Genomic DNA, 11,251 nt, shown 5'->3' with positions numbered 1-11,251 from the left:
ATCCTCTGAATGCGTTAGCCGGAAACCCGGTCGAGAAACAGGGTGGCGGCAAGGAGATCGGCCGCGCCACCCGGCGAGGCGTTTTGCGCCAGCATCTGCGCGTCAAGGCGCGCCAGCGCGGCGCGACCGGCGGCGCTGGCGCAACCGCCAGCCGCCAGAACCTCGCGGGCGCCTTGCTGCATGGCGTGCAGGCCGTTCATGCCGGCACGCGACAGCACGCAGGTATCGCTCAGCGAGGTCATGATGGCCATCAGCGCGTCGAGACGCGCCTGCGGCTCGCTGGCGCCTCGCGCCCGGCTTTGTTGCAGTTGCGGCAGCGCCAGAGTGATAACATGCGGAAATCCGCGCTGCGCTTCCTCGCGTGCGCCCGGCACCTGCCAACGGCGGCTGGCGCGCAGCCCCTTACTAAAGCTTTTCGGCGCGAAGCCGTCAGGCAGGCGGGCGAGGGCGGCGGCGGCGGCGGCGATCGCCTGTGATTGACCCTCTCCACCCAACATCGCCACCGCGCTGACCAGCAGGCCCAGCGCCCAGATGGCGCCGCGGTGGGTATTGACCCCGCCGGTGGCCAGCATCATCTGCGCTTCGCCTTCGCGACCGAGGCGGCCGACGGTTTCGCGCAGGGCGATATCCACCGGACGCTGCCAGCTTTGCTGCGCCAGCGCGTGAAAGGTCGGCTGCAGGCTGCGGGCGGAGCGTTCCATCAGTTCCAGATTAAGATCCTGATGCGCGCCGCTGCCGCGACTATCGACCAGTCCCGGTTTCGGACTCAGTCGGGCTTCGTCAATCAGACACGCGCTGGCGGTATGCGCCAGCCAGCTGACGCGGCTTTCTGCGTGTAGGGGGGAGAGATTTTTCATTACCAGCTCCGGAATTTTGCCGGTGGGTTGTACAGTCCGTCGGACCATTCCACCAGGTCGGCGACGCTGCCGGCGGCCAGTAGCGAGCGGGTGGCATCGCTGCGGCGAATGCCGATATCTTCCGGGTAGACGACTTTGCCGCTCTGGCGCAGCGCGGCGACGCGTTTGGCGTCCACGCCGAGGCCAATATCGGTGATACCAGCCACCGCGGCGACCATCGCCCGGCGCTCTTCAAGGCTATCCGCCCGGTACAGGTAGGCGATACCCTCTTCGGTCAGCACGTGGGTTACGTCATCGCCATAAATCATCACCGGCGCCAGCGGCATGCCGGAGGTTTTGGCGACGTCGACCGCATCGAGCGTTTCAACGAAGGTCGGTTTCACGCCGGCCTGGAAGGTTTCGACCATCTGCACCACCAGTTTTTTACCGCGCTGCATCGGGTCTGGTTCAGTGATCATATTGAGCCAGGCCGGGGTGGCGTGGCGACGACCGTGCGGGTCGTGACCCATGTTCGGCGCGCCGCCGAAACCGGAAAGACGACCGCGGGTGACGGTTGAGGAGTTAGCCAGACCATCAACCTGCAGGGTCGAACCGATAAACATATCTACCGCGTACTGACCTGCCAGCTGGCAGAAGGCGCGGTTGGAACGCATTGAGCCATCCGGGCCGGTAAAGAAGATATCCGGGCGGGCGCGGATATACTCTTCCATCCCCAGTTCGCCGCCGAAGCAGTGCACGCTTTCCACCCAGCCGCTTTCGATGGCCGGGATTAAGGTAGGATGCGGATTCAGCGTCCAGTGTTTACAGATTTTGCCTTTCAGTCCGAGCTGTTCGCCGTAGGTGGGCAGTAACAGCTCAATGGCGGCGGTATTAAAGCCGATACCGTGGTTAAGCGACTGCACCTGATGTTCCGCGTAGATGCCTTTAATCGCCATCATCGCCATCAGAATGTGTTCTTGCTTAATCAGACGCGGGTCGCGGGTGAACAGCGGTTCAATGAAGAACGGTTTATCGGCGACCACCACGTAATCAATCCACGAGCCGGGAATATCGACGCGCGGCAGATCGCATTCGTCGTCCACCAGTTCGTTGACCTGGGCTATCACAATGCCGTCATGGAAGGCGGCGGCTTCGACCAGCGCCGGGGTATCTTCGGTACTTGGCCCGGTGTACAGGTTGCCTTTACGGTCCGCTTTATAGCCGGCGATCAGCGCGACGTTTGGTGACAGATCGACATACAGGCGGGAGTAGAGTTCGATATAGGTGTGGATGGCGCCGATTTCGAGCAGACCATCTTCCAGCAGCTGCGAAATTCGCAGGCTCTGCGTGCCGGAGAAAGAGAAATCCAGTTTACGGGCAATGCCTTTTTCAAACAGGTCCAGATGCTCGCTGCGCCCGACGCTTGGCATAATCATATGCAGGTCGTGGATTTTTTGCGGATTAACCTCGGCGAGCATGCGGGAGAGGAAATCAGCCTGTTTCTGGTTGTTGCCTTCCAGTACCACCCGATCGCCCGGGGCGAGCAGATTTTCCAGTACGCTGACCAGTTGGTCAGTGGGGATGACTTTGCCGGCAATCTTCGCTTCGGCCAGCCGCCGCTGTTTTTCCGTCCGGCGACGGTTCCAGACCCGTCCCGTCGTTTGTTCAGCATTCATTGTTAACCTCCTGATTCGACAAATCGTTTCGTTTGTCCTGGTGGAAGTTAGTGTGCGCGGCGCGGCGCTGCGCATCAATTAAGCACGCCAGCTAATCGTTAGCTTTAGAGTAATGATTGGATGTGCCCATTTGTGATGGGGATCAATAATAAGAAAGGAGTAACGGTCTAAGCGGAAAAGATGAAAAGAGGAGAAGGCTGGCGGATAAGCCAGCCCGATTGCCGGTTATTCTTTACTTAAGTCACTAAGTAAGAAAGCAATACTCTGCCCGCCGTTGGTTTGCTCAAGGGCGATTTTCACAATGATGGTCAACGGCACCGACAGCAGCATGCCGACCGGGCCCAGCAGCCAGCCCCAGAATATTAACGACAGGAATACCACCAGCGTGGAGAGTCCCAGCCCGCGGCCCATAATGCGCGGTTCGAGAATATTGCCGAACACCAGGTTGATAATAAGGTAACCGGCAGTGACGATCAGCGCCTCATACAGTCCGCCAAATACCATCACCTGCAGAATCGGCGGGATGGCCGCCAGTACCGAACCGATATTGGGAATATAGTTCAGCGCAAAGGCCAGTAGCCCCCACATAAAGGCGAAGCGGACGTCCAGCAGCGCCAGCATGCCCCAGACCACCAGCCCGGTGACCAGGCTTATCGCGGTTTTCAGCACCAGATAGTGGGACACGCTATCAATCGCCCGCTGAATGGCGCCCATCCCCTCAACCGGCCGCGACATCAGTTGCTGGAGCTTGGCGGGCAGCTGCGGCACTTCCAACAGCATGAATACCACGGTGAGAAGCAACAGGAAAATGGACGACATCGCATTCGACAACTGGGTCAGTAGACTGGTCACCAGCGTCATCACCGCGTTGGGGTCGATATACTTATTCAGCTCAATGGCGGAGACGGTAAATCCAAAGCGCTGTAGCCATGGCGTGACCGTTTTTAGCGGTTCGGCCAGCGACGTGCGGTATTGCGGCAGGGTACGCGCCAGTTCGTTAAGCGATGTGCCAAGCGACGCCAGCAGTACCACCGCCAGCAGCACGATGGCGCCCACCAGTAGAGAAATCGCCAGCACCCGGGGCACCCGGAAGCGCACCATCAGCTGGACCAGCGGGTTAATGACCACCGCCAGAAACAGCGCTAAGATAAAGGGGACGATAATATCGGCGGCAAAGCGGATGCCGGTAAGGATGATAACCAACATGCCCAGCATGATGACGATCTTGAGTCCATTAAGGGTGATGATGGGTTTGGCCATTGGGTTCCTTACGCTGGAGATGAAAACGTCCTTGATCATAGCGACTTTGCTATTCGCGTTTATGATGGAGATCAGTTTGAGAAAATACTAATCGAAATCGCACCTTGGACGTAAAGAATTGCAAAGACTTTGAGTTAATATTAACACTATGGTACAAATTTACTTGTGTTTAACTACCGAGGACAATTTTTTTCCGCAATGACGAGAAGCAACACCGCGGATAATTGTAATTTTATGAACAATCAGTTCAGCCATTATTTTTCGACTCATCACGCATTACCTTTCATCCTTTCCCGATTTGCTGGCGAACAGCACTGGCGCTCAGCGCTATAGTCCCATTCTCTCTGCCTGAGCTGGCGCACCGCGCACGGCTAAAACTACGTCAGAATTTTTTCGGTTTACCTTCGTGAGCCGTCATGGATTGTATTCTCAAGCAGGAGAAGGGATTATGTTTTATTGGATTTTATTAGCCTTAGCTATCGTTGCTGAAATAACCGGCACGCTGTCTATGAAATGGGCCAGCGTCAGCGGCGGTCATACAGGCTATATTTTAATGCTGGCAATGATTGCGCTTTCATATATTTTCCTGGCCTTCGCCGTTAAAAAAATTGCTCTCGGTGTGGCGTATGCGCTATGGGAAGGTATCGGTATTTTATTAATTACCGTATTCAGCGTGCTGCTGTTTGACGAAAGCCTGTCTATCGTAAAACTGGCAGGGCTGGCAACGCTGGTCGCGGGTATTGTGCTGATTAAGTCCGGCACCAGGAAAGCGGTGAAACAGCGCGAGGAGAAAGCTCATGCAACAGTTTGAGTGGATTCACGGCGCCTGGCTGGCGCTGGCTATCGTACTGGAAATTACCGCGAACGTATTTCTGAAGTTTTCCGACGGTTTCCGTCGTAAGACCTACGGTATTCTGTCGCTGGCGGCGGTGCTAGGCGCTTTCAGCGCCCTGTCGCAGGCGGTAAAAGGTATCGACCTTTCCGTCGCTTATGCGTTATGGGGCGGGTTTGGGATCGCGGCGACTATCGCCGCCGGCTGGATCCTCTTCGGACAACGCCTTAATCATAAAGGCTGGGTAGGCGTCGTGCTGCTGGTAGCCGGCATGGTATTGATAAAACTGGCTTGATATGATGCCGCCTGCGTAGGCAGGCGGCAAATTCTGTCCTCTGTATTACGCTTAAAAAGCAGATTCGGCATCTTTCTGTAGGCCGCTATGAGGACAGCGCATGATCCCTTTGCCAGGCTGGCGGAATATCCCTTCTGCCAAAATTCTTTCCGTACTGGTCTTTCTCGCCGGCCTGGGGCTGGTGGTCTCCGTTATTTCTCTCTTCTATTTATCACAACACCTGGTCAGTATTAAAACCAATGAAATTGATAAGCACCGTACGATGCTCTCGGTGGAAGGGGCTGTACAGACATCGGTCAATCGGGTGCTGTCATTGGTACTGGATAATTCGATTTGGGATGATGCGGTTAAACAAACCTATACGCCCCATCTTGACTCACACTGGCTGTATGATTCGTGGGGATCGGGTTTTAAGATTAATAATCTCTACGACGGCACTTTTATCCTGGATGAAAACTACCGCATCCTGTGGGGCGCTTTTCGCAGCGAGCCATTTACCGAATCCGATATTGGTTTTTTCGGCAGCGGGTTGCGAACCCTCATCGAGCAGCACGCGGATGCGCTGAGACGCGGTGAAAATGCCTTTGCTGGTATTACCCGTACTCGCGCAGGTATCGCGTTTGTCGGTATCGGCTTGATTCGCCCGACGATCGGCCGCTTGCCGGTTTATGACAAGACCCGTCGCTATCTGGTCATTACCCGACACATTAATCCGACCATGCTGGAAACCCTGGGGACTACTTTCCAGATTAATCGCCTGCATACGACGCAGTTCGCCGGCGAATACAGCGTACCATTACGTACAGAAGGCGGCGAAACGCTGGCATATCTGAGCTGGCAGCCGCGTCTTCCTGGTGCTGAGGCGGCGCGCGCCGCGTCAAACAGCATCAGGCTTATCGCCATTCTGGCGGCGAGTTTAATTCTGCTATTCATTCTGCTCAGTAGCCTGGGGCTATACAAACTGGCGCGCGGCGAACAGCAGGCGCGAAAAAATGCGTTGACCGATTGGCTGAGCCGTTTGCCGAACCGTCGGGCGTTGATCGAACGTTTGAATACGATGGGCGACTGCGGCAAGAATGAAATGCAAAGCGTGGTATTTATCGATCTCGATGGTTTCAAAGACGTCAATGATAACTACGGCCATGACGTTGGCGACGCGCTGATAGCGCATATTGCCCGCGAACTGCAGGATCGGGTTCCGGCGGGGGCGATGTTGGCGCGGATGGGCGGGGATGAATTCGCCATGACCGTCAGCGGTGAACAAGCGGTTAATCAGGCTTCGGCGTTTGCCTGGGCGGTACTGGAATTATTAAAATCGCCCATTGAACTCAGCGCGCGCAAAATATATATCAGCGCCAGTATCGGTATTGCCAGCGGCGTGCCGGCGGTTTGTTCCAGTACCGAATTGTTTCGTCGCGCAGACATGGCTATGTACCACGCGAAGAAGAGCGGTAAGGGGAGAGCGGCCTGGTATGATGACACCCTTAACGAAACGCGCCAGCACCAGCTACACATCGAAAATGGCATCCGCGAAGGTCTCGAAAAAGGCGAATTTGATGTCTGGTATCAGCCGATTGTCAACGCCGATACGCTGGTGATGGAAGGCGTAGAGGCGTTGCTGCGCTGGTCGCGGCGCCCTGAAGGCCCGCTGGCGCCGGATGCTTTTATTCCCATCGCCGAAAGTAGCGGATTGATCTACGCGCTTGGTCAGTTTGCGCTAGCGCAAGCCTGTTACGATTTACAGCCGATGGGAGATCTGCTCCTTTCCGTCAATATCTCACCGGCGCAGTTCCGCGACCCGGAATTTGAAACGCGGGTGATCCAAACCCTGGGACGCTGTCAGTTTCCTGCGCGCCGCCTGCAGCTTGAGGTGACCGAAAGCTACGTACTGGAAAACCCGGAGCGCGCCCGCGTGGCTATCGAAAACCTGAAATCGTTGGGTATCACCGTCGCGCTGGACGATTTCGGTATTGGTTATTCCAGTATTGGTTATCTACGCAGCTGTCGTTTTGATAGTCTGAAGATTGATAAGTCGTTAGCCGGCTTGGTGGATGTCGACCCGCAGGCGGCAGAACTGGTGCGCGGCACGGTACGTATCGCTAATGCGCTGGGGATCACCGTGGTTGCCGAAGGGGTTGAAAGTCAGCAGCAGCTGGCGCTGCTGCGGCGGGCGGGATGCGATCGACTTCAGGGATATTATTTCAGTCAACCGATGCCGATCGATTCATTGCTTCAACTGCGCCAGCAGCAGGGATAATCACTCATTGGCCAGCGCTTCCAGCTTGTCGAGAAAACCGGTCACGGCAATAGCCCGGTTATCGGCGCGATAGCGATCTTTCGGGCCCGGCGCCGAGCTTTGCACCGCAATGACCTGCCAGCCGTTTTCCGTTTTTAACAGCAGCGGAGAACCGCTGTCTCCCGGTAGCGTATCGCATTGATGTGATAGAACTGAGGCCTGCGCCCATCCCGTCACCAGACAATCCTGATGGCTATAGAGGCTATCCAGATGATCTTCCGGGTAGCCGGATTGCGTCACTTTGCGGTCCGTTGCTTTCAGCGCCGCGGTTAGCGCTTCTTTATCACCGCGGAAAACCGGAACTGGCGTAATGCCGCCGGGCGCGTAGCGCAGGACGATCAGGCCAAAGTCCCAGGGGGCTGCGGAAGACGGAACAATCCAACCATCGCCGTCCGCTTTAAGCCGTTTACCCAACGACGGATCGGTACGGCCATCAATCCCGTGAATTTCATAGACCCAATTACCTTTACGCGAGATAAAACGCAACGCGACGGCCTTATCCGGCTTGCCTTTCGGCGGCTGCAGCAAACAGTGACCGGCGGTGAGGGCCAGATGCGGCGAAATCAGCGTTGCGGTACACAAATTACCGCTGGCGGTTTCTAACTGGCCGATGGCATCCCAAGGGGAACTGGCCGGGTCGCTGACCGCTTTACGATCGTCATGGCCGAAAAAAAGCGTTTTGATATCTTTCGCGCTCATGCCGTCATCATCGGCGTGAGCAAACAGAGGAAAAATACAAAACGAACACAGTAATAACAGTACGTCTCTACGCATATCACTCTCTGGGGAGATAATTATGTCTATTGAAAGTAGCAGGAGATTTAAGTTTATGAAAGTTAAGAATAATTTTTATTAAGCCAAACGGCAGTTAAAATGAATCCTGACGTCATTTCATCTATGCAAGAACCATATGAATTCAGATGGTTAACGCATTATCTCTGCTGTTGTCATTTCCGCAGAAAGCGGCGGGCAACGCAACATAATTCGTGTATCGGAACGTACGTAAAGCGCGGGAAAAATAATCACTTTGCATTGCAGGACATTCGCAAAGCGCAATTTTTTGCGGGTGTTTTAGTCGCCTTGCGAGCACGAAAGTTCATCGTCATTGGCGTTTTTTTACCATCTTCTCAATTATTTTCACTACGAAACATTTTCTCACTGTAAACATCGTTTTCGCTGGTTCCCATTGAGTGAAATGTGAAGTTGACCCGGCCATCATAAGCGCAATGTCATTTCCCACAGTGGGAGGGTGTATGTCTAAACAAGGTATTCGCGCATTAGTTTATGTTTCGCTGGTTTCAATTTTTATGTGGGGCGCGATGGGCTATCTCGTCATTGAGGCGGTACATGCCCTGTAATGACCCGCCAGCGCCGTGAGGTGGCGTGGGCTATAATATCCGCCAGTGAATGCAGAACTGGCGGATATGATGACTATCGATGAGACGCGATTACGGGCGGTGATTGCAGGAGCAGATAGCGAAGTGTCGACCGCTGAATTGGCGGTGGAGCTGCTGGCGGCGCGGCAAAAAATTAGCGAGCTGGAACGTCAACTGGCGACGCCGATTCGCTTACCTTTCTCCAGCGCGAGCCCGGTATGCGAAATTGAAGCGGGATATGCGGCGGGAGTCAGCGATTGCCGTCAGGCGATACGTGCAGCCGGTTTTCCCATTGAGGGGGATGAATAGCGACGCCTAGTAGAGGAAAAAGCGGGTTGCCACCAGCGCGCAGATTATCAGCAGTATCAGGATGAGCTCAAAACGATAACGTCGCAGCATAGCGCTCTCCAGAAAAAAACGGCGCTGAAACAGCGCCGATTTATACAAAACCAGACTAACCGGAAAGATTATGCAGCCGGCTGAGCAGCAGGTTTAGCCGCGGTGTGTTTAGTGGTTTTGTGGTGTTTTTTGGCAGCCTGAGCTTTCTGCGCTACTGGTTTAGCGGCAGTTTTGTGGTGCTTTTTGGCAGCCTGAGCTTTCTGCGCGGCCGGTTTAGCGGCGGCTTTGTGGTGTTTTTTCGCAGCCTGAGCTTTTTGCTCTACTGCAGGTTTTGCCGCGGCTTTTTTGTGTTTCTTGGCAGCCTGGGCCTTCTGTTCTGCAGCCGGTTTGGCGGCAGCTTTGTGATGTTTCTTATGGTGAGTGGTCTTGGCAGTGGTGCTGTGAGTTGCAGCAGCAGGTGCCTGAGTGGTGCTTACTGCATCAGCAGCGAAAGCAGCGGAAGACAGACCCATAGCAGCGGCAACGACCAGAGCTAATACTTTTTTCATTCTGATATCCTCGAAAAGGTTTCTTCATTTCAACCCCACTGCGGGGCCGTTGAAGTAACTATATGCTTGTCTTTTCGAGCTTTCCGTGAGTGTTTGGTATCGGCGTGTAACCGTTTGTACAATACCCGTCTGGTCAGTCGAAACGCGCCGGAGCAGACCCCGGCGCGCAGGCTTAGAGATAACGGGCGGTAAGATGCTGGCGGAAATACTCGCTGTTGAGATCTTCGCCGGTGGCATTTTTAATCAGCTGCGAAGTGGTAAAGCGGCTGCCGTGTTGCCAGATATTTTGCCGCAACCAGTCGAACAGGGCGTTAAAATCGCCGCCGGCGATATCCTGCGCGAGATTCGGTAGCGCGCGTCTGGCAGCCGCCATTAACTGTGCGGCGTACATCGCCCCCAGCGTATAGGAAGGGAAATAGCCGAAACCGCCATCGGTCCAGTGAATATCCTGCATACAGCCGTCACGATAGTTGCCGAGGGTCGAAATACCCAGCCAGCTCTGCATTTTCTCATCCCACAGGGCTGGAATATCGTCTACTTCAATATCGCCGTCGATCAGCGCCCGCTCGATTTCATAGCGCAGAATGACGTGCGCCGGGTAGCTGACTTCGTCGGCATCGACGCGAATGAAGCCCGGCTTCACGCGCTGGTTCCAGGCGATAAAGTTTTCCGCGCTGAACGCCGGCTGGTCGCCAAAGCGTTGACGCACGGCGGGCAGCAGGCGGTTGAGGAAGGCTTCGCTGCGGCCAAGCTGCATTTCGAAGAACAGACTCTGAGATTCATGAATCGCCGTTGAACGAGCCAGCCCAACCGGCTGATCGACCCAGTTACGCGGGAGGTTCTGTTCATAGCGCGCGTGGCCGGTTTCGTGGATCACGCCAAATAGCGCGCTGAGCAGATCGTTTTCGTTATAGCGGGTGGTGATCCGGACGTCCTCTGGCACCCCGCCGCAGAAGGGGTGTGCGCTAATATCCAGACGCCCGCCGTCAAAATCAAAGCCTAAAACCCGCATCGCTTCCAGTCCCAGCTCGCGCTGATCGGCGATGGCGAAGGGCCCCTGCGGCTCGAGCAGCGTTTTCTGCGCTTGCTTATCGACGACGTTTGCCAGCAGCGACGGCAGCCAGGATTTCAGATCGGCGAATAGCACGTCAAGACGCGCGCTGGTCATGTCGGGTTCAAAAATATCCAGCAGGGCGTCATAGCGGGAACACCCTTTCGCTTCGGCTCGGATCTGCGCCTCTTCGCGGCTGAGCTTAACGACTTCGCGCAGGTTTTCGGCAAATCCCTGCCAGTCGTTAGCCGGACGCTGGCTGCGCCAGGCATGTTCGCAGCGGCTGCCGGCCAGTGATTTCGCCTCCACCAGGCTTTCCGGCAGTAGCGCCGCCTGCTGGTACTGCCGGGTCATTTCGCGCAGGTTAGCTTGCTCCAGATCGTTAAGGTCTTCCTGTTGGGCGTGCCGCAGCCATTCGCCAACCTTCTTGTTGGTCAAAATTTGGTGCTGCAGCACCCCGAGCTCCGCCAGCGCTTCGCCGCGCGCGCGGCTGCCGCCGGGCGGCATCATGGCGAACATATCCCAGCCGGCGATGGCGGCAAGGTGAGAGAAGCGGGAGAGCCGTTGGAATGTGCGGGTGAGCTGCTGATAGTTGTTGTTTTCAGTCATAGTCTCTGCTGGCCTGTGGCGAGTGAAATAAATCTGTTGTCAGAGGGTACACTAGCGCGTCGGCGGGATTTGGTCGAGTCGTGGGAACGACATTTTGCGTGCGGCGAAAAATGCGTATGTGAATACCATAACG

General features: G+C 55.6%; 10 protein-coding genes. 4 read left to right on the top strand and 6 right to left on the bottom strand.

The features are described 5' to 3' along the window. Positions 1 to 14: 14 nt before the first annotated feature. The 3 genes from ACSEMK_RS04330 to ACSEMK_RS04320 all read right to left on the bottom strand — a co-directional run bounded on the left by ACSEMK_RS04330 (position 15) and on the right by ACSEMK_RS04320 (position 3,772). Complete coding sequence (locus ACSEMK_RS04330) at positions 15 to 857, bottom strand: triphosphoribosyl-dephospho-CoA synthase (RefSeq protein WP_430915209.1); 843 nt, start codon at positions 855 to 857, stop codon at positions 15 to 17. Next, complete coding sequence (mdcA, locus tag ACSEMK_RS04325; protein ID WP_087858528.1) at positions 857 to 2,512, bottom strand: malonate decarboxylase subunit alpha; 1,656 nt, start codon at positions 2,510 to 2,512, stop codon at positions 857 to 859. The genes ACSEMK_RS04330 and mdcA overlap by 1 nt, the downstream gene beginning before the upstream one ends. 225 nt (positions 2,513 to 2,737) lie before the next feature. Further along, positions 2,738 to 3,772, bottom strand: coding sequence for an AI-2E family transporter (locus ACSEMK_RS04320; protein ID WP_087858529.1), 1,035 nt, complete (start codon positions 3,770 to 3,772; stop codon positions 2,738 to 2,740). A gap of 448 nt (positions 3,773 to 4,220) precedes the next feature. On the opposite strand from ACSEMK_RS04320, the gene mdtJ reads away from it, so the two are divergent. The 3 genes from mdtJ (at position 4,221) to ACSEMK_RS04305 (ending at position 7,156) form a co-directional block, all read left to right on the top strand. Continuing rightward, positions 4,221 to 4,583, top strand: coding sequence for a multidrug/spermidine efflux SMR transporter subunit MdtJ (gene mdtJ, locus ACSEMK_RS04315; protein ID WP_087858530.1), 363 nt, complete (start codon positions 4,221 to 4,223; stop codon positions 4,581 to 4,583). Beyond that, positions 4,570 to 4,899 (top strand): multidrug/spermidine efflux SMR transporter subunit MdtI, encoded by a 330-nt coding sequence (gene mdtI / locus ACSEMK_RS04310; protein WP_087858531.1) that lies wholly within the window; start codon positions 4,570 to 4,572, stop codon positions 4,897 to 4,899. The genes mdtJ and mdtI overlap by 14 nt, the downstream gene beginning before the upstream one ends. A gap of 100 nt (positions 4,900 to 4,999) precedes the next feature. After that, a complete protein-coding gene (locus ACSEMK_RS04305; protein WP_411324831.1) occupies positions 5,000 to 7,156 on the top strand; it encodes a putative bifunctional diguanylate cyclase/phosphodiesterase in 2,157 nt (718 codons plus the stop codon). Here ACSEMK_RS04305 and ACSEMK_RS04300 read toward each other — a convergent pair whose 3' ends face one another. Continuing rightward, on the bottom strand, positions 7,157 to 7,969 hold the full coding sequence (locus ACSEMK_RS04300) for a trypsin-like serine peptidase (protein WP_162750230.1): 813 nt from the start codon (positions 7,967 to 7,969) through the stop codon (positions 7,157 to 7,159). 653 nt (positions 7,970 to 8,622) lie between these two features. Between ACSEMK_RS04300 and ACSEMK_RS04295 the strand changes: the two genes are divergently transcribed. Beyond that, a complete protein-coding gene (locus ACSEMK_RS04295; RefSeq protein WP_183269045.1) occupies positions 8,623 to 8,880 on the top strand; it encodes a hypothetical protein in 258 nt (85 codons plus the stop codon). A 158-nt stretch (positions 8,881 to 9,038) separates the two neighbouring features. On the opposite strand, the gene asr is transcribed toward ACSEMK_RS04295, so the two are convergent. Beyond that, entirely contained in the window at positions 9,039 to 9,458 is a 420-nt protein-coding gene (gene asr / locus ACSEMK_RS04290) for an acid resistance repetitive basic protein Asr (RefSeq protein WP_113374707.1), read from the bottom strand. Positions 9,459 to 9,630: 172 nt separating this feature from the next. Continuing rightward, positions 9,631 to 11,118: a carboxypeptidase M32 gene (locus ACSEMK_RS04285; protein ID WP_113374708.1), complete on the bottom strand. Its 1,488-nt coding sequence runs from the start codon at positions 11,116 to 11,118 to the stop codon at positions 9,631 to 9,633. Between the last annotated feature and the right edge of the window lie 133 nt (positions 11,119 to 11,251).

Origin of the sequence: Klebsiella sp. K-3, from assembly GCF_051207495.1 — a bacterium.
Taxonomy (GTDB): Bacteria; Pseudomonadota; Gammaproteobacteria; order Enterobacterales; family Enterobacteriaceae; genus Klebsiella; species Klebsiella aerogenes.
The sequence above is the reverse complement of the archived record's forward strand: the minus strand, read 5'-3'. Positions and strand labels throughout refer to the sequence as shown.

What these genes read in the sequence shown, in the direction of transcription:
- ACSEMK_RS04330 (WP_430915209.1), bottom strand. Translation starts at nt 857, where the DNA reads ATGAAAAATCTCTCCCCCCTACACGCAGAAAGCCGCGTCAGCTGGCTG.
- mdcA (WP_087858528.1), bottom strand. Translation starts at nt 2,512, where the DNA reads ATGAATGCTGAACAAACGACGGGACGGGTCTGGAACCGTCGCCGGACG.
- ACSEMK_RS04320 (WP_087858529.1), bottom strand. Translation starts at nt 3,772, where the DNA reads ATGGCCAAACCCATCATCACCCTTAATGGACTCAAGATCGTCATCATG.
- mdtJ (WP_087858530.1), top strand. Translation starts at nt 4,221, where the DNA reads ATGTTTTATTGGATTTTATTAGCCTTAGCTATCGTTGCTGAAATAACC.
- mdtI (WP_087858531.1), top strand. Translation starts at nt 4,570, where the DNA reads ATGCAACAGTTTGAGTGGATTCACGGCGCCTGGCTGGCGCTGGCTATC.
- ACSEMK_RS04305 (WP_411324831.1), top strand. Translation starts at nt 5,000, where the DNA reads ATGATCCCTTTGCCAGGCTGGCGGAATATCCCTTCTGCCAAAATTCTT.
- ACSEMK_RS04300 (WP_162750230.1), bottom strand. Translation starts at nt 7,969, where the DNA reads ATGCGTAGAGACGTACTGTTATTACTGTGTTCGTTTTGTATTTTTCCT.
- ACSEMK_RS04295 (WP_183269045.1), top strand. Translation starts at nt 8,623, where the DNA reads ATGACTATCGATGAGACGCGATTACGGGCGGTGATTGCAGGAGCAGAT.
- asr (WP_113374707.1), bottom strand. Translation starts at nt 9,458, where the DNA reads ATGAAAAAAGTATTAGCTCTGGTCGTTGCCGCTGCTATGGGTCTGTCT.
- ACSEMK_RS04285 (WP_113374708.1), bottom strand. Translation starts at nt 11,118, where the DNA reads ATGACTGAAAACAACAACTATCAGCAGCTCACCCGCACATTCCAACGG.